The organism is Paenibacillus sp. Soil724D2, assembly GCF_001427935.1.
Classification (GTDB): Bacteria; Bacillota; Bacilli; order Paenibacillales; family NBRC-103111; genus Paenibacillus_E.
Window position 1 is genome coordinate 45,242 of record NZ_LMRY01000029.1, and the last position, 21,771, is coordinate 67,012.

Consider the following 21,771-nt stretch of genomic DNA (forward strand, 5'->3'; position numbering starts at 1 on the left):
AAGCACTTGAGCATTTAGGAATTACAAAGACTGATGGTAAGGATGAATTCGATACTGTGAATCTAAGAAGACATCGATTCATTGATGATTGGATAAACAAAGAATCATTTATAGATCCCCTCAAAGGTCTTTGCCATCCTAATTGACGCTCAGGTTCAGCCTTTGGCCATTAACCTAACGGAAAACTATAGTTGAATGAGGAAGCTGACGGCACAATCGGCAGCTTCACTACGTTAATTGGTAGATTAATGCAAAAAAGGTAAATATAATTGATGTAAAGAATTAAGAATCAGGATCAGCATTTAATCTGTGAGGTGTAGAGTTTGCTTAATTGTCCATATTGCAATATTTTCGATGATAACAGCCATGAAGTAATAATGAGCAATGAAAGGTGCATTTATACTTTGCTTAAAGAACAAGAGATTAAAGGGGCTGGTATTATTGTCCCGAAAGAACATAGGGAAACTGTTTTTGACTTAACTCAAGATGAATGGAATGAAACATATAAGTTACTGCAAGAAGTTAAGCTGTATTTGGATCGGAATTACAAATCAGATGGCTACAATGTTGGATGGAATTGTGGTCATGTGGGAGGACAACATGTCTTTCATTCACACTTACATATAATTCCTCGATATGCTGACGAACCAATGGCTGGAAAAGGGATTCGGTACTTGTTTAAAAGTAATCAGAAAGTCGATTAAGCTCTAACGAAGAACTATAGTTGAGGGGCTTGCTTCGCGGCAACTACTCTTTTTTTATTAAAGTAATGGGCCTGACCATTTGTAGTCTGCAAAGGAAGCATTCGTCTTCAAGGATGTTCTGCGCAATACAATCAGAGGGACGCCGATCAAGTTCTCTACGGCTAAGAAAAAGTGACGGTTGGGGTAAAAAAAGTGCCCGAGCCAAGGTTTTGTACCTTGGTTCGGATCAATTGCTGTGTGATGGACCGTATTGCCGGCTCCCACGCGCTGTGAACGCTTCGTGAATGCCGATAAAAATCGGCATCCACAGCCAAACTCATCCTTGTGAGGCCCCGCGAGCAAGTTCCTTGTGGACGATCGGAGCGACCTTAGTGCCGAGTAGTTCGATGGTGCGTAGCAATTCGCGGTGTGGCATCGTGCTGACGTCCACGTGTAAGAGGAAGCGCGTTAGGCCCAGGTTCTTGCGCAGCAGCACGATCTTCTCCGCGACATACTCGGGATCGCCGACGTAGAGCGCTCCGCGAAGGCTGCGGGCGGCGTCGAACGAGTCACGGGTGTATGGCGGCCAGCCGCGCTCGCGCCCGATGGTGTTCATCTGGGCTGCCGTCGACGGGTAGAACAAATCGGCGGCCTTCTCGGTCGTATCCGAAATGAAGCCGTGTGAATGCGTCGCGATCTGCAGCTTGCTTACGTCGTGTCCGGCCTTCGCGGCCGCTTCCTTATAGATGTTGACTAGAGGAGCGAACCTCTCAGGCATGCCTCCGATGATCGCAAAGACGACCGGCAACCCTAGCATTCCGGCGCGAATCGCGGACTCCGGATTGCCACCGGTTCCGATCCATACGGGCAACGGCTCCTGTACGGATCGCGGATAGATGCCCAGGTTGTCGATGGCGGGGCGATGGCCGCCGCGCCAGCTTACTTTCTCCGATTCGCGGATCGCGAGCAGAAGCTCCAGCTTCTCCTCGAATAGACTGTCGTAGTGATTCAATTCGTATCCGAACAACGGGAAAGATTCGATAAAGGAGCCGCGGCCCGCCATAATCTCCGCCCGTCCATTGGACAGGCCGTCCAAGGTAGAGAAAGCTTGGTACACGCGAACTGGATCGTCCGAAGACAACACGGTCACGGCGCTAGAGAGCCGGATTCGTTTGGTCGTGGAAGCGGCAGCGGCGAGAATAACAGCTGGCGCCGAACTCGCGTAATCCGCGCGATGATGTTCACCGATCGCATAGACGTCCAGACCGACTTGCTCGGCCAAATTAATCTCCTCTACCGCGTGTCGGAGTCGTTCGGCGTGCGTGACGCCGCCGGCTCTCGGAGCAGCCTCGAGAAATGTGCTTAGTCCTATTTCAATTGAAGAAGTCGTAAGATCGGACATAATGATTCTCTCCCTTCTAGATATCCTTATTATACTTTATATTTTAATGTAACTCAATAAAAGTAAGTGAATAAAAAGCAGCCCACTGCGCAGCTGCATTGCTGGTAAATCAAGCCATCGTCTCAGCTAACAGGTGAAATTTACATTCAATATTTTATTTCACGATTATCTCGACTCTGCTGCGCTTTACGGCAGCTCCTCTATTTGTTCATTCAAGTAACGGGTAGTATAACGGGACAATAACAACCTAAATTATGGTAGAATGGAGCACAAGACTGTGAAATGAAAAGAGGGGCGTGGCAGGGTGAATGATCAGGTTGTTCAGAAAGCTGGAGCTTTTGTAATAACCAATAAAAGAATGGCGTTTATGATGGGACCGACTGCGGATCAATCGGAACTTGCTATTGTTAGACTTGGCGGGCATAGAGAGGGGGCTGAAACGGCTTGGGAATGTGCCCAACGTGAAGTTCTTGAAGAGTCTCAGATGCGAATAACTCCTTTAACGCCTTCAATGACTTTTTATTGTCCCAATACTAGGTTTGACATTGATATAGAGTTGGAACCTATTGATAAATTTCAAAATGCAAGCATTGAACCACGTCCATTGATTGTGGGACATCAGAATTCAGTACAAAGCACAACTCCTATTTTCCTGGCATCATCAGACGACGAACCAGTACCCAGTATGGAGACTAAAGCATTAATGCTCTTAACTCGTAAAGAAGTTATTCGTCTATGCTCCGAAACAATAACTTTAGATGAATTCCAAATTTTGGGTGGAAAGGTCATACTTGCACAACATATTGATGGGAATTTACCATTCAAACCATTTGGACATCTACGTATGCTTTCAATTATTCTAGAGCACTATCCCAATGTAATTTCAGCCTCAATATTTTGTTAAAAGCTAAACTAACGAAAACGTTTGTTCAATAGACACGAAAAGACGGCAGCCATTAATGACTCCCGTTTTCTATATAATTTAAGAATTGTTGAAATATGGTAACATAATGAAATAATTAAAATTGGACTGGAGTGGGATATTTATGAATTGCCTCGGTTGTAGAATCTCTAACGGAATTGAGCCTAACTTAAATATTATTTTCGAAACCGAACTTATAACCTGTGTTCTTGATATCGCTCCATTTAATGAAGGACACATTCTTATAGTTCCGAAAAAACATTATTGGGATATTGAAGAAATGGATGTTGAAACTGCACATACTATCATGGATGCATCAATAAAAATATCAAAAGTATTAAAGGAATTGTATACTCCAGATGGGATTTCAATATGCCAGAATGGCGGGGTCTTTAATGACTTAACGCATTATCATATGCATATCATTCCAAGATTTAAAGGGGATGGATTCTCTTGGAGTGAACCGCTACTCCCTCACGGGGCGGAAAAACGCTTATCTGAAACCAAACATAAAATCGTGAACGCACTCAGGACATCTTAAGCTAACCAGAAACTATAGCTCCACGACAACAGGCTACCGAGATTATCGGTGCCTGTTCAACTAAAGGGCAGGATAATGACAAAAGAGATTGAAAACTAAAGTAAATGGTTATATAAATAAATTAGTTGATAAAAAAAGTAAAACGTGGGGGAAGAGATAATGACAATATGGAGAGAGAAGGCTTATACGATTTCCACAGTGAAAGAAGACTTAGATATAGAAACGATATTTAATTTTCTTAATCAAGATTCGTATTGGGCAAAAGGGGTGCCAAGAGAAGTAGTAGAAAAATCGATAGAAAATTCTCCATTATGTTTTGGGATTTATAAAGAGGACGTAGAAGGAACCTGTAAACAAGTGGGCTTTGCAAGAATCATTACTGACTTAGCGACATTTGCATACCTTTGTGATGTATTTGTCCTTCCAAATTATCGTGGTTTAGGATTATCCAAATGGTTAATCGATGTCATTACGAATCACTCTCAACTTAAAGGGGTTCGAAGAATGATGTTAGCCACCAACGATGCCCATTCTTTATATACCAAATATGGTTTTGAACAGATAGATAAACCTGAACTTTTCATGCAAATTACCCGTAAAAATGTTTATAAGCAATCCATTGGAACAGACAATTAAAATAGGGAAACCATTTATTTTTCATTATATTTAATAGTTTTTGTTTAACTAACGAGAAACGATAGTTGAGGAGTTTGCCACGGCAGCTCCTTTTTTCGTTTGTTGAACGGGAAGCATAGTTGATTAACACATCAATTAATAACCAGCTGAAGATCGCTTAATTACTCTGGTAAAAATAATAGTACCACTACGTCCTACATTTATTTTAAAGTATTTGATGTAAATATTCCTTTGGATGAAACGTCTAAATTATCCTGCTGGACGTTTCCTGAGCAAAACTTGGCACGTTATTGTGGCTGTCGATCTCGTATGCACTGACGGCACATACCTACGAGATAGCGGGGCTGTTGACAACCCAGGTGCTCTATTTGGTGGTGTAGAAACGGGGAAAACGCAACCGACATGGACGAATACGAGCTAACTTAAATTCGTCCGTATATTGATTAAATGTTTGTCCTTTTTTAGCAATAGAAAATCCCTTCCATGTTGCACTCGTTTCCTTATGGTACCATAAGGTTTTTTTGAGTGTCTACTTAAATGGGATATTACAAAATCGTAGGACTTTTACTTTTGACCGGGCTTATCTGAAATTGAATCGATTTCAGAAAACTGGATAAACTATCCTCGGTACCTGAATTTTTAAGTATATCGATTATCCTATTATAACGAGTACGTGGAGGCATAAAGCATGTTAAATTTATCAGAGCTCGAGAATGTCCATGCAGATATTGAATCCGTTAACGAGGTCGTCCAATTTTTAAAAGCAAGAATAGATGGCATATATATTGGAATTCACATTCTTAAGAATGGGGAGGGAAGTTACTTTTATGAGCTCAGTCATTTTTACAGAGGCGCAGATAATGCCGGACCTCTTGCCGCAATGGAAAACCATTATAATACGTTAGAGGAAGCGGCAAAGGGGGCACTCCAGGCTGCAACGATGTGTTACCGAAGCACAGATGAAGGTGGGTCTTGGCTTAGAAACGATTCCTTTCTTCAATAAGAGATCAACTTTGGGATGTGGCCTTTTCATTAATGCAAGGGTATTTTAATGGAAAATTATTAATAGGAGAGTGTGCCCTTGTATCATTTGTATACTCATAATGATCTGGATGGGGTAGGTTGCGGTATAATAGCTCGATTAGCATTTGGTGAAAAGGTAGAAATTCGTTATAACTCTGTCGGAGGGTTGAATCTACAAGTAAAACGCTTTTTAGAAAAATCAAGAAAAAAGAGCCATTTGTTTATCACCGACTTATCCGTGGATGAAACGAATGAACATGGACTTAACGAGTTTGTAAAGTCGGGTGGAAAATTTAACTCATTGACCATCATAAAACCTCTCTCCATTTAAACAAATATCCATGGGGAATGATTCAGATCGCGTATGAAAATGGAAAACTTGCATCTGCAACTTCTCTATTTTATGAGTATCTGATCCAGAACGGATTGATGAAGCCAATGGAGGGATTAGGTAAATTCGTCGAATTGGTCCGTCAGTATGATACATGGGAATGGGAACAGAATAAAAACATGGTGGCCAAACGATTAAACGATCTCTTTTATCTAATTTCCATCGAAGAATTCGAGGAAAAAATGGTGTCGCGCATTCAGCAAAGCGAGCACTTTGCGTTCGATCCCTTTGAAGAAAAAATTTTGGATATGGAAGAAGAAAAAATCGAACGCTATGTGCACCGAAAAAAGAGAGAAATCATCCACTCTCGCATAGATGAGCATCATGTAGGCATCGTTCATGCGGAATCTTACCATTCTGAACTAGGAAACGATTTGGGCAAAGAAAACCCTCATTTGGATTACATCGCAATCTTGAATTTGGGCAGTAAAAAGATGAGCTTTCGAACGATTCACGAACACATTGACGTCTCGGAAATTGCGGGTCTTTATGGAGGAGGAGGCCATGCTAAAGCTTCCGGTTGCTCTATGACAGACGAAGCCTATCAATGTTATGTCGCGAAGACATTTCAGATGGAACCGATTCGCGCAGATGCGAATAAAAATACATTTAACATGAAAAATTCCGTTTATGGATCACTTTACGAAAATAGAAATGAACAACAAGTGTTTATTTTTCCATCGGAAGGCAGATGGGTAGTCGATGTGGACGGGGTCGAATCCAATCAGCTTTTTTCTACATTCGAAGAGGCAGAGCGTTACGTCAAAAGGGATTATGCAGCATGGTTAGTTCGAGATGAAACGTATGTTTCATTTCTTATGGAACATATGGCCGCACGAAAAGCAAATACCCTTGAGAATTCGTAAGTAAGCTTTCGTAACTTGTAAACGCGGACAAAAAGAGCAGAAGGATCCTGTTGATTCAACAATACAGGCTTCTTCTGCCTTTTTTAATAATACTATTAATGATTTGAATAAATAGAATGGGATATATAAAGTAGATTGTAGAAGTAGTTTTTCAATTTCCGCTCCCTATTCAATGCGAAATTGAATCAATATGAAGTTTTTCGATCAGCTCACGCAAATACTGAGTGGAGCAGGCAACATACTCGATCATCGAGCGTAACGGATTAATTCCTGAGGGTGCCAGAGCTCGAGGGAAAGCCACCCCTCGTAACCAATTTCTTTCACGGCGGTATTAAATCCTGGAAGTTGATACTGCCGGGGCTAACACCCCTAGGTCTGCCCGAGGAATTTCGGTATTTTTACCCGATTACGCTAACGGGGAACGATAGCTCAATCACGACATGACGGCAGCCGCACACGATCGGATGCCGATGCCGTTGTCCGTTGAAGTAACGGGCAGTTTTCTTCAATAGCCCGTGTTAAAATATGGATATATGGTGCGCAGGAGGGATAAATGGAAAAGCCAGTGGTGATTGAAGAATACAACGAAGAATGGTCTTTCAAATACCAGCAGGAGGAAAGGGGAATAAAGGAGATATTGGGTGATATAGCAATTGCTATTGAACATATAGGTAGCACTTCTGTTCAGGGACTAGGGGCTAAACCGATTATTGACTTCATGGTCGGAATAAATGATTTAAAAGAAGTTGAAAAATTTATCGAACCTTTAGCGAAGATAGGTTATGAACATGTCTATCATAAAGAATTCCTAATAGAAGATTCTTTAGAAAAGGTCAATGGAGAGCAGGAACGCATCATTTACATATATACAATTATGGAAGCGAAGAGTGGAAAAACAATATTTTATTCAGAGATTATTTAAGAACCCATCCAGATGTACTAAAGCAATACAATCAATTGAAGAAAGAACTTGCTGAAAAATATCGTAATGATATGGTTGCTTGTACCAATGCCAAACATCCATTCATCATTGATGTGATTCAAAATGCCAAATTGAGTGAAAAAAATAAACTCGATTGATTACGGAATACGATAGCTCAATAAACTGCAACATGAGGCTGCCGCGGGATCGACCGCGCAGCCTCGTTAAGCTATCGGGCAGGATAGTTCAATAACGTAAAGGGATTAGGTTGCTGTATCTCGAATGAAATATCATCAAATAAATTGATTCATGCATTTACAAATATGATTTGAGGTGTGCTGCGTCTTGATCAAACATAGTAGCATAGTTAACGGAGAAATCCTAAAAGAGTTTAAAGACATAATGGGTATTAACTTAATGAATAATGCGGCTAATACATGCACAATTGAGCAGCACTTGTCTGTTGCGAGTGTTTTTTGGCCAGAAATAATTGAAATAGGCGACTATATTTTTATATCTAACTTTTTCAATGGTGAAGAAAGTCTAAAAGAAATCAAGGAGAGATTCAATAACGATAGAAGACAAATTGAGAAATGGGTAAACAGTTGGTCTATCGGAGATTTTTTCTTAATGTCTTCGGATGAATCGGTTCGAAACGAAATTGTTTTCATGGAGTTTGCTAGGGTTCTCAAGTCTTTATGGGAAATCAGGCTTAAACATTTATTTCCTGAACGTAAAATAGTTGTTGAACTAGATTATGGATTAATGGGCGAGTTAGGTCTAACAATTGTGGTTTACCAAGAATAATTGTATGTATTCTCCCAATACCTTTAATGACATGGGCAATTATATTTATTACTTCATTCAACTAACGGAAACGAGAGTTGAATAAATAACACGTAACGAGGCTGCCGGATTAAATTAGGCAGCTTGTTCAGTTAACGGACAATTTAGCACAATAAACGAAGTTAACGGACAATTTAGCACAATAAACGATTGTTTGGGAACATGCATAACTAAGTCTTTAACCAAAAGTGGTAATATAAGGATGTGATACATAGATTAAATGGTCGGATTGATTGTTAATTCAATCGGTTAAGGTAGGCATAGTGTCTTGAATAGAGATGTCTATTTAGGGAGGCGATGATTAATATGGGGAATATCGAGCAACTCATTATGAATATCATCATGTTTCTTTTTTCCAAGCATAGGCGTTTAGTGTTTACTGCATTCAATCAATCGAAATATTATGATGCGGTAAATAAATTAAAAAGTCATGACATTTCCTATCGCAGCCGAATAACAAGTCATGACACGGGTACAGTGGGTTCAGGCAGAAATGATAACAGCCAATACGACATCTATGTCAAAAAGGATGTCTCGCGGAGAAGGCTATAAATAGCTAGCGGTTTAATAATAAAAAATGCTGTTGTACGGCAGCATCTCGTTGAGCTAACGAGAAACGAGAGCTCAATAAGGGAATTCCATGGTGAAATCTAACTTCATTATAAGTTTTCTGTTTTTAATACTAATTTCTTTTTGTAGCGGATGCTCAAACAACGAATCTATTCCAATCAATGAGAAAATCAGTTCAATCACTATTACTGATACTCAATTGCAAAAGGTTTATAAGAAATTGGCGCAAAGAGAGATTTTGAAAGTTTACTCATAGAAGCATAGGAGGTTACTCATATCCCAAATAGTAGAGTAAAGACCAGAGTATTAAATCACAAATTAAATATTGGCGTATCATCCGTATCATTGATTGTAGCATTATACTTGATTTTTTTTATTGTGCCATATGCAGATAAGAATGGTTTTTTTAATGAGAACAATGTGCCGAATTATGAAGAAGTTAAGAAGTATATCTTCTTATGTATCCCTGTCGTTATTGGTTATATTCTGTTTTCAAGTATTTATATACGTAAGACCTCTTTTTTGAAAAGCCTTATTTATCCATTATTTATTGCAAATATTTATCTTGGTTTTTGGTTAAGCCTACTAGCAATGGGAGGCGCAATATTATGGTTAATGATTCCGACAATAATTTTCCCAATTATTGCGCTGCCAATAAGCTTTCATAAAGGCAGAATGAAGGACATTCAATATAAATTTAAAGATGAATGATAAATAGATTGTTTGATAATTCAAAGGAGACGCCAACATCTTATAAAACCATATTCACGCTGCGTCGACTGACGGCTCCTTGGTCTGCCCGAGGAATTTCGAGGAAGTGGATTCGGGCAGACAACCCTGCACCACCTAACTGCATATCATCATTAAGCTAACGGATACTTTAGTTAAATATTCAAGGAGCTGCCAAGTGGCAGCTTTTATTCAAGTAAAGGGCAGAAATCGATAAAATCATTCTTTCTATTGACCGCATACACGATTGAATTTAGATTTAGTTACAAAGGGGTGATTCTATGGTAATTGTAAGATTATTGGAACAGCAGGAATACGATTTTTTCATGGATATGCACTATGAGTCAATTTATATATTAGAGGGCAAGCCCTCCAAGCATGAACTTCTAAATGCTCCTAATATCAAGAAATACAGTGAGGAATGGGGAAGAAAGGGAGATAGGGCTTTAGTTGCTCTCATTGACGAAAAACCAATAGGAGCTGCTTGGTATAGATTATTTGACGAGACAAATAAAGGATATGGATACGTTGATCATAAAACTCCTGAATTAGGCATTGCTATATTACCTGATTTTAAACGAAAGGGAATAGGTACGATTCTTATGAAAGAAATCATTCAACACGCTAGAAACGATGGTTATAAATCACTTTCTTTAAGTGTGGATCCAGATAATCATACAGCGGTTCGGTTATACGAAAAACTCGGATTTGAGTATTTTGGCATGTCAGGAACTTCCTGGATTATGAAGGTAACCTTCTAAGACAAATTGTTAAACTAACGCAGAACGTTTGTTCAACATGAACATTAACAGGCCGCCGCATATCAATAAGAAGGAGTGTGGAAAGTATGTTTCATGTAAAAGATATTTTATCCGATCAGTTATTAGCAAATGCTAATGACCCTAGTTGGTACCTACCATTTTCAGACGCAGTTGAAAATTTGTCAGAGGAAGTAGCGTTTTGGAAACCTAGTGAAGATAGTAATAGTATCGCTGAAATTGTGCAGCATTTACTTTATTGGAATGAAACTTGGCAAACTAGATACCAGAAATCTCATGTCAATGCTGTGCCTTCCATAGGAAATAATAATAAAAGTTTTATAGTTCCCAAAGATCAAAATTTCACTGACTTAAAAGAACGATTATTAGAGGTGCTTTTAAAATGGCAAGATCTACTTACTGAAGAAAAAGTCGAAAGTGATGTGAATGGTTTCCCAATGGCTGCCAAGTGGTGGGAGATACTCGGAAATGTGTCAACTCATAATGCATATCACATTGGTCAAATCTGTTACATTCGGAAGCTACAAAAGAGCTGGAGAGTAGATGCAAACTAAGAAAAATTACCTAGAATAATTAGTGAAGGAGCTTGCAACGCGGCGGCTCCTCTTTTTGTTCATTCAAGTAACGGGCAGTAGAGCGTGGTGTCATCGGAATGCTTTTGTGGAATTATTAGGAAAAATAACGCAACGATATAGAATGTTTATACGTCTAATATGTGTAGAAACGGGGTGTATGCATGATACGAACAAAGATAACGATTGGAGTGCTTATTGGAATCATCGGGGTGTTGGTAATGATCATAGTTATTAATTTAACGACTGACAACAAAAATGCACTTGAAAGAAACGATATTATCCTTCACCATTTCAATAAGGTGGATGTAGACCGTTTAAATGAGATGGTTCAGCGTAGTAGTCCACAGTCCAGTAATGTCGCTGGTTTTATGATTATTTTCCCAGTTCCAGCAGGCATTACTGAAATGTGAGTGAGCCGTCCCATTTGACAAACAAGAGTTTTTAAGATATTTTATATGCTATAGCATGTATTGATCTTATAGAGAGGAGAGCATATATTATGGAGCTAAATAATCTCACTGGTTTTCTTGTTCATCGAACAGATGTAAAAATGACTAATTTTTTCACGAAATTACTTAAACAATATGAAGTAACTCCTGAACAATGGGGGATTATCAATATACTTGACGCGGAAAGAGCAACGAGCCAGAAAGAGCTTGCTGAAGCCATTGATAGAGATCAAACCACTGTTGTGAGGATGATTTATTCACTTGAAAAAAAAGAAATAGTAATGAGAATACAGAATGATTTTGATAAACGATCCCACAACTTGTTCCTTAGCGACAAAGGAATGAGTCTCAAAACAAAACTTTTGCCAATTGTAACGGCTGCTCACGATTATGTTACCAAAAATTTGAGTAAAGATGAACTGCAACAGTTACATGAGCTACTTAGCAAACTGTATTCAAGCGTAAAAGATGAGTAGTGCCTAGGCATCTTGAAGTGCGTGTTGCAATTCGAGATGCAGACACAACGAATTGAAGAGACCCAACTCAATTATCCATGTACTCATATGAGTCCACCATTTATATGCTATAGCATATAAAATGTGAAAATTAAAACTAGAAAGAGCGTGATTACGGTATGTTAGTTATTATTTTCCAAGTTATATTGGGCATTTTCTTCATGATAACAGGAACGAGAATAATCTCAGGTAAAATGGCAAATGAATTTAGTCGATTTGGTCTTCCGTCCATATTTAATTTCTTAACAGGGTTTATTGAAATAATATGCTCCATTGGAATGATAGTAGGGATATGGTATCCTATCGTAGCTTTGTTATCTGGATTACTTCTAGGAGCGACAATGCTGGTTGCAGTCTTTACTCTGCTTGTGATCGCACGTGATCCATTTAAAAAAGCGATCCCAGCAATAATACTGTGTCTGCTGTCTTTTACGATTGCCCTTTATCATTTAGATCTCTGAAATTGAAACGGGAGCTTGTACGGGAAACTATTGCTCAAACAGAACGAGACGAGGCTGCTGGTACAAACGGCAGCCTCCATTACCTAGCCATTATTCTTGGGTAATTTGATGATACCAGCTTTGCAGTTCTTGTCCGATGTAATGTGGGTTTTCCTCCACTAAATAATACCGTTGCGGTGGGTCACTTTTTTGTTCATTGAAGTAACGATAGTTGTATTTGGATACCGCGGCAGCAGGGCCAGAACGATCAGCTGCTTTTCGTTGAACTATTGGGCAGATTAGTTAAATCGCATTTGTGGTAAAATGTATCTGGAAGGTTGAAGAAGGGGGATCGAGGATGATTGATCGAAGACGAACAAAAACGTTTGGTCATGAGGTTGAACAGGAATTACTAAATGTGACTGATACTTCAATATTGATTAATTTTAGTGCTGCTCTAACGAGCCTTTATCCTCATTTGGTCCCCATCCATGCATTCGCTTACGACGCTTGGGATGATATTGTAATCCCATTGTATTATGAAATGGTCTACCAATCCTTTTCCTATAAGTACGGAATAATTATTACTTCAAGTGAAATGCACCCATATATGTATACTCTTCCTTGCTATCGTGGGTTGCACCACATTGAATGCACATTGAAAAAGTCTTTCATTGAAGCATTCATTAACTTCGAATGGGTTCATGTAGAGAAACAAGATCTTGAGAATTACTTAATTATTTTTAAGTCGTTCGGTGATGGTTCCAATTTTTTGACTGGCGGTATAACCAAAGAACAAGCTTCCGAAGTCCATTTCAATTTTGTTGAGGTCGAAATCGTAAGTTCCAAGACTAGAAGTTCAATAGATGGCAACAAATATAAAACCATGTTTATACGTAAGGAAGATTTACATTTCGAATTTGTAGCTGAAGAGAAGATTTAATGGAATTGTTGAACTAATGGAGAAAGATAGCTACAGCCGGCTATGACGATCGGCTGCAGCTTCTGCGCTAACAGGAGGATAATGATTAACACAAGGAGAAGACAATTCAATAACCAGGGAGCAGATCGCCGCGGCTGGCAGCTACTCCTTTTTTCGTTGAAGTAACGGGCAGGCGTACCGCTTTGACTTGAAATCATAACCTTATATAAAGAAAGAGCCGTATTTGTTGTCAAATACGGCTCTTTTTGGTTTTCAACCCCTGGTCATTCCATGGATGGCCCGAGAGACTCGTTCTCCAAGCTCGGCAGACGCCTTGTACAGGTAGCCGAGCACGATGTTTTGCGTTTCGCGCGAGACTTGGACAAGATCGCCGGTTAGGTTCGCAACCAAATGCTCTTGCTGCAGTGGCGCAAGCGATCGGTAGAACTCACCAGCCTGCATGAAGTCATCCTGCTTCGGGATGTCCGTACGCTCGAGGCGGCCTTCCACGAATCTTCCGTTGCCGCTGGTCACTTGGGAGTCCGGCGACCAGTGCTGCTGATGATTGATCGGAATGCTGCGGAAATCCGGACCAAGCCGTCGCCGCTGCGAATCCCAGTAAATGTTAGAGCGCCCTTGCAGCAGTTTATCGTCCGACAGCTCTGCGCCTTTCAGCAGGTTCGCAGGGGAGAAGGCCAGCTTCTCGACCTGTTCGCTATAGTTATCCGGATTGCGGTTCAAGACCAGTCTGCCGACCGGATGCAACGGATACTGCCGCTCATCCCATATTTTCGTATCGTCCAGCGGGTCGAAGGGGAGGGTGGCCTCGTCTTGAGGGTTCATCAGCTGCACGTAAAGGCCGTATTCCACCCCTTTGCCCGCCTGCAGGGTATCGAACAAATCCTTAGCGGCATAATCGGGATTCTCGCCTGACAGTCGGGAGGCTTCTCGCTGATCGATGTACTGAATGCCGGCAAGAGGCATCCAGTGATATTTGACGTAGGTACGCATGCCTTGTGCGTTTTTCCAGACGTAGGTATTGACGCTGTGGCCCGGGATGTGGCGAAGGCTTTTAATCGTGCCGACGTCAGAGTACAGCCAAAGCACGAAGTTGGTGGCTTCCGGCGCCCGGGCGACGAAGTTCCAGAACCGCTCCGGCTCGGTTAGGTTATTGACGGGTGAAGGCAAGAGGGAGCGGATAAACTCCGGAAAGCGGATGGCGTCCCGGACGGCGAATACCGGGATGTGGTTGCAGACCAGATCGAATACGCCCTGGTCCGTGTAGAACTTGGTGGAGAAGCCGCGCACGTTGCGGGACGTATCCGGCGTACCCCGATTGCTGACAGCAAGCGAAAATCTGACGGTGACGGGGACCTGCAGGCCCGGATTTTGCAGGAAGCACAGCTGCGTGTAGGCCGGCATCGCGTTAACGGTCTGGAAGTAGCCGAAGGCGCCGCAGCCCTTGACATGTACGGGTCTCTCCAGCGGTTTCTCATGGATAAACGTCTCCAGTGTTTCGTGGAGTATGCTATCCTGCTCCAGCACGGGGCCTCGACTTCCAACCGTCTGCGAGTGTTCAACATCCGGAAGCTCCCCCGGCCAGAGGCGATTTCCTGTATTCTCGTTCATCTCTCTACCTCCCAAGCCGCACTATAAATTGTATGGACATATTAAGGTATGAGGCGCTTGGCTATGAATATGACAGTGATCAAAGCATGAAAAAGGCACCCCGTGTGGGGTAACTTACGTTATTCCGCCAGAACATGAAAACGTCCAGTTGAATGTAATTTCCTAAATTGACGGCAAGTCTTTTTTTAAAATGGTTAAAGGAAGGAAATGGAAAATTTACTATTATTATAAGGGGGGGCATTATAATTGAAACAGTCCATTTCAAAGAACAATACGATTTCGAACCCAAGCTTGTCTAAAACGACATCGCCAACGGCTAGCAGTTTTGGAATGATGAATACGAGTGCCATTATGCAATTGCAGCAAACAATTGGAAATCAGGCCGACATGAGTATGTTACAACCGAAGAGACCCGCAAAACGGAGAAGGGAATTAAGACCAATACGAAACGTTTCAAGATAGTGGCAAGGAAATAATGGGGTGGTCGGGTGTTAAGCTAACGGGAAACGATAGTGAAGTTACAAGCCTCAAGGTAGCTCCTTTTTTGTTCATTCAAGTAACGGGCAGAAATGTCTAATTTTTACATTTAAAAGGATATTCAAGGTAGATAGCGAAAAGGGTACATCTTAGAGCTTTCCAAATTGAGGTGAAAAATGCCAAATATTAAATTCTTGAAGATTTGCACATTAATTTTGCTCATACTCTTATTTTTGTCAGCCTGTCTTAATAATAAGAATAACATTTCTGCAGATGAGCAAGAGGAAGTTAAAGAAACTATTACTAAATATTTAGAAGCCGTTATCAACAAAAATTTTGAGACAGTGTATGACTTAACAGAAAGTAATCAAAAAAAGTACGATTCATTAGATAATTTGAAGGAAAAACAAATGGGTATTAAGAGCCTGGAAATTAGCAATTTAAAACCGTATCACGGGCTTGATTTAAACGATTATACCCCAACCAGATTGTTTAAAGTTGAATTAAACATCACTCCAAATGATTATGGTTCTTGGAATGATGGGATAAATCCACGGTTTATTTGGGGGGTAAAAGAAGGTGGTGTATGGAAGGTATCTGGTTTTGCCGAATCCCCGTCAGGGGAAATAAACGATTATCAGAAAGGACTTCAAGAATCTGCGCTTTCTTTTCGTTAACGCAGAACGTTGAGCTAACGGGAACGATAGTTTAATACAGAATTTTACTTTTATTTCCTTACTTGTGCTATTCTATTTATATACATAACTGAAACAGCTCTGGTATTTCACAAAGGAAGGATGCTTTTTATGGTGATCTTTTGCATAATGATTGTCTCTATTTTTGGTGTATTTATTGTTTTGGATATGTATATTTCAAGGGTATGGGATGTTTTCTCAGCGAAAAGCTATGATATGTTGAATATGGTGGCCGGTGATCGGAAATCACATCCTTCTTCTATCCTTAAACGAGGTGAAGAATACACTAATAAAACCCGCTTTCTTCGAAATCCATAACGAATATGAGATGAAATTGACGAGATTAAGATCCTGTGACCCATTTCTTGCCTTGATCGAAGAATGAATTCGATAAATAGGTAAATGGGGAGTTTGGGTCTTTTGTTATTACTACTCTAGATATAGCGAATCATGGTCAGGAGCACGCCGCAACTCAGCTGATGTTTTAAACACTTTTGCTCGACATCCGCAGTTTACCTATAAGCATACTTTGCGAATTATGACTTCTTTGCGAATGATCATTGATAACTCCCAGACAGTATTTATTCATGAAGAAGACGAAAGGATAGCACAGGTTCTAGTATCGCTTTGTGAAAATGGACATTTATTTTTCGAAAATCTTTTCATCTGGTTTGATGATACTCACTGTAATCTTGAAACATATATTGACAGCATGCAAAGAAGAATTACGTGGAAAAACCTGTATCGCTCTTTGCTAGTACAACTTTCCCGCAAAAAACTATTTAGTTCATTTGATGATCCTGATAATAAACTAGTACAAGAGCAAAAAAGTTCGAACCATATGGAACGTGATCTAGGAGGCTGAAGATTGCCATGATTAAAAATATATATGAAACTCATTTGCAGGTCTCTCATTTGGAAAACTAAATTAAATTCTATAAGAGCCTAGGAATTGAACTGGCACATAGAATTGAACATAGAAAAGTTGCGTTCTTTTATATTGGTGATAATCGTCAGATGTTAGGGCTATGGGAAGTGCCAAAGGATAAGCCAATTATTAAAAATCATTTCGCATTTGGTGTAGATCTTAAAGATCTACTTCAAGCTGAGAATTGGCTTAATGAAAGAGGAATTATGCCAAGAGGTGATTATGGGAAAGAGCCACTAGAACCTTACGTGCTAGCTTGGATGCCAGCAGCAAGTATCTATTTCAATGATCCTGATGGAAATAGTCTTGAACTAATAGCTCTATTGAAAGAGGTATCTCATATTTTTTGATGAATTATTATGCCATTTTATATTAACGAAAGAGAGTCGGAAGAATGATTAGAGAATGCAATAAAATAATATCATGGGTTGAAGATATCAAGGAATGTAATCACAGTTCCGCATCAGCGATAATAATAATAAAGAATGATGAAGTAGTATTGGAACATTACAGCGGATATCATTCGAATACTTTGGATTCATTACCTGTCGCAGAGACCTCCCAGTTCAATGTAGCCTCTGCGAGAAAAAGTTATTTAGGGCTAGTTGTGGCTTATGCACTACATGAAGGTAAAATAAATAGCTTAGATGATTATGCAACAGAATATTTTGAGAATTTCGATGAAAAACTGCTTGGTAAAACAACTTTGAGGCACTTAGTGACTCATTCCCATGGCTTGCATTGGAATAAGGAAGGAGTTTTATTTAGAGAGTTTGAACCAGGAGAAGGATGGGCATATAGAGGAATCAATATAGAAATGATGACTTGGCTCATAAATAAACTATACAATAAAAGTTTTCCGAACTTTCTCAAAGAGAGAGTTTTTATGCCATTAGGGTTCAAAGAAACAGGCTGGCAAACAAAAGACAATGAAAAACTTGTAAAGATAATTATGAATCCAAATGAAAAAGGAGCCTCAACAGTAGGAAAATCAAGTAATGGTATGGAATCTAATCTTTATGTTTCCACCAGAGAATTCGCTAATTGGGGGTTACTTCACTTAAAAAAGGGATTCATAAATGGCAAGCAGATTGTGCCACAAGAAGTAATTAATTTATCAACTCAGGTACAAAGTCCTGCCTATTATAATAAAGATTTCCCTCAAAATGGTTTGTTTTGGTATGTACAAGATATTCCAAGGTTAAGAAGTGAAATTGGTGAAAGAGTACCAGCAGGTTCCTATCAAATTCTAGGAATAACAGGTCCAACAATTTTAGTTATACCCGAATACAATCTTGTTGCTGCGAAAATGTATAATAAAAGGTATAACTACGGTGGCGATAATTATCTTCATTATTTAAGAGAGTTCAGTAATTTAGTTGCTGATACATTTAAATAAAAGTATAAGTATTATTGAACTAACGCGAGAACGATAGTGAAGGAGTTTGCCACGCGGCTGCTCTTTTTTTGTTCATTCAAGTAACGGGCAGTTTAGCTACATAGTAACGACTAATGCGGAGGACGGAGGTTGAAATGGGAAGTCTACAAGCTGGATATGGGCTAGACCGGAATGGGTACATCTTGAGTGACGTCGCTTTGGACAAAATTGATAATGCCTACTTTCCGTGCATGCAAGAGTCTGTCGAGAAGCTAGCAAGGTTGTTTTCACATCTATTGCACAGTGTCTATGTATATGGCAGCGTTGCAAGGGGTGAAGCTGTGGCGGTTAAGTCAGATCTGGACATTTTAGTTATATTCAATGGTATGCTGAGTGCCGAAGAATTGGCAGAGTTAAAGACCCTTACTAAAGCATTGTCTCGAAAGTATCACTGTTTGGTTCGCGATGTTGGCATTGCTGTTGCAAATTACGACTATGTGGTTGATCCTGAGAATTACTACGAACAGGCATTTCTTAAGGAACTCTGTGTTTGTGTCCACGGAGAGGATCTTCGAGAAAGATTCGGTCCTTACAAACTCACATCAGAGATAGCGATAAGTTTTAATGGAGATATTCGCGAAGTTCTTGCTCGGACAATAAGCAGGTTAGAATCAGCTTCCAACGAGGAGTTTAAAACACTTCTACAAAGCTTTGCTCGTAAACTCATTCGAACATACTATTCAATGGTGATGGTGCGATCCCAGATTTGGTCGACAAGACTTCACGAGCAGTCTGAGGTTTTTATCAACCATTTTCATCAGAAGGAACCTATTATTCGCACTTTGCAGAAATGGATAGAAGAGCCAATTGCCAACCGAGAACCAGTACTAGAGCTCCTTCAGAGCGAGGGTGTTTGGGTTACTGCTAACTTCGAACGTGAAGCCAGTATCACTTCTCAAACATAGGGCGTTAGTACAATAAGACTTATTCAGCTAACGGAAACGTTAGCATAATAACCAGAGAGCAGATTGCCGCGGCAGCTGCTCCCTGTTCCCGTTGAAGTAAAGGATAATGGAAAAGAAAAAGATAGAGATTATATGAAATAATGGAATTTTCGTAAGTGTTGAACGTCTAAATTAGAGGTGGAAACAGTATTCAAGAAACCAAGCAGTTTGTTTTCGCGTTTTTGGCATATTCGTCGCTGGTTTCACAACTATCTATAATTTAGGGGGACGATGATTATTATGGGGATTATCTGCATTTATTTTTCCTAAATGTTTGGAATAGAAGACTACATAAAGTGAATATAAAATAGAAGACTCAGATTTACAAAAAGTATATGAGTATAGTTAGTAAATACAAAATGAATCGTTGAAAAAGTAAGGAGGGTGATTTTCCCTCTGTCTGCACAATACTTAAGTTAGTGGTTTTGCTAGGTGAGAGAGTAAAAGAAAGTAGAAGATAGATCAACCCCTGAACGCAGAAAACACATAATGAGGCTACCGCGAAAATTAATCGGGTGGTCTCATTAAGCTAAGCGTAAGAACGTTAGTTTAATCAACAAACAGGGAGCAGATTGCCGTGGCAGCTGCTCCCTGTTTCCATTCAAGTAATGGGAGTAATATTTGGTAATTAAAAAGCTTGACTTATGGCCACGGGATGGGTTATTACCTGAAGGGCTGCCGTGGCGGCTCTTTTTTAATTGGAATACGAGAATAGAGTTTACAAATGGATACTGATCGGATATTAGTATTATACGTAATTACTTAATTAAATAAAATGTAAGCGATAGCCAAGGATCTTGCTTGGCAAACATCACCATTAGTCCGGGAAGGGTTAAGATTACCTAGAAATAATAAAAGTAAATAGGACTAAGCCTAATTGATTTTCAGTGACTTTTTCTATTTTCTGCAACTACAAACACGCTCCTTACCCCATAGAGATCTTACCAAGAATTGACTTTTTGTAATTGATTTATACGTAAAGTCTTATACAAGTTGGATCCATAAAAGGGGTAAGGGATTGGTGTTTAATCTCGAATCTTATTTGGATGATGTCAATTTTAAATAATAACGGTTAAATTTGACTGAATAAATCAATACATAGGTAACGATTAGTACGGCAACCGAATTTAGAATAATCAAGGAAAAGTTCAAACTGAAAAATTTAGTCAGCACTCCGACTCCGATAGGAGGGATAACGAATCCGGCGTAAGCACAAAAGTAAAATGCAGAAATGACACGCGAACGGTCTTCCGGCTTCGGTAATTGACTGGCAAATCGTAAAGCAGATTGAAATGACCATCCAGCGCCTATTCCTTGAATAAGCATGCCAGCCCACAGTAAAAATAAACTCTCTGACTGTCCCGAATAAACAATGATCCACGGTCCAATGGCCATACACACGACGCCAATTCGCATCCGCGTAACGGGATTTTGCACCCAAGGAAATAACTGCATCAAGGCTGCCACGCCTAAAAGCATAAACGTTAGCAATCCTGCTATAGAGAGATTATTAGAGTGAATGACGGTTTTGACGAAAGACGGGATCAAAGATAAGACAACTCCGCCTATCATGAAAAAAGTAAAGGCCGGAAGTCCGATAATAGAAAAAAAGTGGGATCGAATATTATCGGGAACACCAAGCGAAATTTTTGTATGTGCCGGTTTCTGTGAATCTTCGTGCTTTGGTAAGATTTCGAGAATAACCAAGGAACTCAAAAGCATAACGAGCAGAACCCAAAATGGCATACGAAGCGGTTGTGCGTGCACATATTGCACGACTAAACCAGAAATGGCAGGACCCATGCCAAAACCAACCAACGCAACAACACCCGAAAATTTGATTGCAGTACCCAGTTTATTTTGAGCGGTTTGTTTTAATAAAAAAGCCGTGGCGGTACCTGTAAAAGCACCATAGGCAATGCCTTCCAAAATCCTTGCCGCATAAAGCATCCAGACGTTTTGACCTAATATAAAAAGCAACGTCGACGCGATGGATATCCATATACTTATGCGAAGCACCTTTTTCAAACCCCAGGTGCTTCCTTTGGCTCCCACAATAAGCAAGGTTGGTAGCAAGATAGCGGCATATACGGCAAATAAGATGGTGATTTCCAGACTGCTTAGCTGATAATGCTTTCCATATACAGGGAACAAGGAGGAAATATAAGTAGCCCCGCAGGACATCATAAGAATAACCCAAAGCATTCTTTTCATAAAAACACACTCCTTTATCTAAGTGATATTACTTATTAGTAGATAAGTGCCACAACTCATCTATCATTTCATAACTAAATTTCCAATGTAAAGCTCTTTCTATGCGTCGGTCATCCTCATTAAGACTTTAACTTACTAGTTGGTAAGTGTCAATGGATTACTCGAAAGAAATTCATATCAATGAAAAGCTTCGCACAAGTTGACTCCTTACTAGTTGGTCAAACGGGACACGTTA

At 40.0% G+C, this 21,771-nt stretch carries 21 protein-coding genes and 2 pseudogenes; 20 read left to right on the plus strand and 3 right to left on the minus strand.

The annotated features are described in order from the left end of the window. Positions 1-323: 323 nt before the first annotated feature. On the plus strand, positions 324-704 hold the full coding sequence (locus tag ASG85_RS22855) for an HIT family protein (RefSeq protein ID WP_060647803.1): 381 nt from the start codon (positions 324-326) through the stop codon (positions 702-704). Positions 705-1,020: 316 nt separating this feature from the next. On the opposite strand, the gene ASG85_RS22860 is transcribed toward ASG85_RS22855, so the two are convergent. Next, positions 1,021-2,085: an LLM class flavin-dependent oxidoreductase gene (locus ASG85_RS22860; RefSeq protein WP_060647804.1), complete on the minus strand. Its 1,065-nt coding sequence runs from the start codon at positions 2,083-2,085 to the stop codon at positions 1,021-1,023. Positions 2,086-2,389: 304 nt separating this feature from the next. On the opposite strand from ASG85_RS22860, the gene ASG85_RS22865 reads away from it, so the two are divergent. The 14 genes and pseudogenes from ASG85_RS22865 (at position 2,390) to ASG85_RS22935 (ending at position 13,232) form a co-directional block, all read left to right on the plus strand. Then, positions 2,390-2,989, plus strand: a complete 600-nt coding sequence (locus ASG85_RS22865) for a hypothetical protein (protein WP_060647805.1) — start codon at positions 2,390-2,392, stop codon at positions 2,987-2,989. 142 nt (positions 2,990-3,131) lie between these two features. After that, on the plus strand, positions 3,132-3,548 hold the full coding sequence (locus ASG85_RS22870; RefSeq protein ID WP_060647806.1) for an HIT family protein: 417 nt from the start codon (positions 3,132-3,134) through the stop codon (positions 3,546-3,548). 159 nt (positions 3,549-3,707) lie between these two features. Next, positions 3,708-4,184 (plus strand): GNAT family N-acetyltransferase, encoded by a 477-nt coding sequence (locus ASG85_RS22875; protein WP_060647807.1) that lies wholly within the window; start codon positions 3,708-3,710, stop codon positions 4,182-4,184. 688 nt (positions 4,185-4,872) lie between these two features. After that, positions 4,873-5,187, plus strand: a complete 315-nt coding sequence (locus ASG85_RS22880) for a hypothetical protein (protein WP_060647808.1) — start codon at positions 4,873-4,875, stop codon at positions 5,185-5,187. Positions 5,188-5,265: 78 nt separating this feature from the next. Further along, positions 5,266-6,464, plus strand: a pseudogene (locus ASG85_RS22885) (DHH family phosphoesterase). Between the two features lie 553 nt (positions 6,465-7,017). Next, positions 7,018-7,544: pseudogene (locus ASG85_RS22890) on the plus strand (GrpB family protein). A gap of 187 nt (positions 7,545-7,731) precedes the next feature. Beyond that, positions 7,732-8,193: a hypothetical protein gene (locus ASG85_RS22895; RefSeq protein WP_060647809.1), complete on the plus strand. Its 462-nt coding sequence runs from the start codon at positions 7,732-7,734 to the stop codon at positions 8,191-8,193. Positions 8,194-8,538: 345 nt separating this feature from the next. Then, positions 8,539-8,784: a hypothetical protein gene (locus ASG85_RS22900; protein ID WP_060647810.1), complete on the plus strand. Its 246-nt coding sequence runs from the start codon at positions 8,539-8,541 to the stop codon at positions 8,782-8,784. Between the two features lie 1,028 nt (positions 8,785-9,812). Beyond that, on the plus strand, positions 9,813-10,292 hold the full coding sequence (locus tag ASG85_RS22910) for a GNAT family N-acetyltransferase (protein WP_082588190.1): 480 nt from the start codon (positions 9,813-9,815) through the stop codon (positions 10,290-10,292). A gap of 86 nt (positions 10,293-10,378) precedes the next feature. Beyond that, entirely contained in the window at positions 10,379-10,864 is a 486-nt protein-coding gene (locus tag ASG85_RS22915) for a DinB family protein (protein ID WP_060647812.1), read from the plus strand. Positions 10,865-11,046: 182 nt separating this feature from the next. Beyond that, positions 11,047-11,295, plus strand: a complete 249-nt coding sequence (locus tag ASG85_RS22920; protein ID WP_060647813.1) for a hypothetical protein — start codon at positions 11,047-11,049, stop codon at positions 11,293-11,295. 89 nt (positions 11,296-11,384) lie between these two features. After that, positions 11,385-11,810 carry a MarR family winged helix-turn-helix transcriptional regulator gene (locus tag ASG85_RS22925; RefSeq protein ID WP_060647814.1) on the plus strand — a complete coding sequence of 142 codons (426 nt, stop codon included), beginning with the start codon at positions 11,385-11,387 and terminating at the stop codon, positions 11,808-11,810. Positions 11,811-11,968: 158 nt separating this feature from the next. After that, positions 11,969-12,310 carry a DoxX family protein gene (locus ASG85_RS22930; protein ID WP_060647815.1) on the plus strand — a complete coding sequence of 114 codons (342 nt, stop codon included), beginning with the start codon at positions 11,969-11,971 and terminating at the stop codon, positions 12,308-12,310. A 337-nt stretch (positions 12,311-12,647) separates the two neighbouring features. Then, positions 12,648-13,232, plus strand: a complete 585-nt coding sequence (locus ASG85_RS22935; RefSeq protein ID WP_060647816.1) for a hypothetical protein — start codon at positions 12,648-12,650, stop codon at positions 13,230-13,232. Positions 13,233-13,484: 252 nt separating this feature from the next. Here ASG85_RS22935 and ASG85_RS22940 read toward each other — a convergent pair whose 3' ends face one another. Beyond that, a complete protein-coding gene (locus ASG85_RS22940) occupies positions 13,485-14,840 on the minus strand; it encodes a catalase (RefSeq protein ID WP_060647817.1) in 1,356 nt (451 codons plus the stop codon). A gap of 653 nt (positions 14,841-15,493) precedes the next feature. Here ASG85_RS22940 and ASG85_RS22945 point away from each other — a divergent pair. The 5 genes from ASG85_RS22945 to ASG85_RS22970 all read left to right on the plus strand — a co-directional run bounded on the left by ASG85_RS22945 (position 15,494) and on the right by ASG85_RS22970 (position 19,283). Then, a complete protein-coding gene (locus tag ASG85_RS22945; RefSeq protein ID WP_060647818.1) occupies positions 15,494-15,994 on the plus strand; it encodes a Csa1 family protein in 501 nt (166 codons plus the stop codon). Between the two features lie 412 nt (positions 15,995-16,406). Beyond that, a complete protein-coding gene (locus ASG85_RS39975; RefSeq protein WP_082588191.1) occupies positions 16,407-16,877 on the plus strand; it encodes a DUF2785 domain-containing protein in 471 nt (156 codons plus the stop codon). A 62-nt stretch (positions 16,878-16,939) separates the two neighbouring features. Further along, positions 16,940-17,290, plus strand: a complete 351-nt coding sequence (locus tag ASG85_RS22960; protein ID WP_268796133.1) for a VOC family protein — start codon at positions 16,940-16,942, stop codon at positions 17,288-17,290. Positions 17,291-17,334: 44 nt separating this feature from the next. After that, positions 17,335-18,339 (plus strand): serine hydrolase domain-containing protein, encoded by a 1,005-nt coding sequence (locus ASG85_RS22965; protein ID WP_060647821.1) that lies wholly within the window; start codon positions 17,335-17,337, stop codon positions 18,337-18,339. A 134-nt stretch (positions 18,340-18,473) separates the two neighbouring features. Next, positions 18,474-19,283 carry a nucleotidyltransferase family protein gene (locus tag ASG85_RS22970; RefSeq protein ID WP_060647822.1) on the plus strand — a complete coding sequence of 270 codons (810 nt, stop codon included), beginning with the start codon at positions 18,474-18,476 and terminating at the stop codon, positions 19,281-19,283. 1,077 nt (positions 19,284-20,360) lie between these two features. Here the strand turns inward: ASG85_RS22970 and ASG85_RS22975 are convergent. After that, positions 20,361-21,536, minus strand: coding sequence for an MFS transporter (locus tag ASG85_RS22975; RefSeq protein ID WP_060647823.1), 1,176 nt, complete (start codon positions 21,534-21,536; stop codon positions 20,361-20,363). Positions 21,537-21,771: the final 235 nt, after the last annotated feature.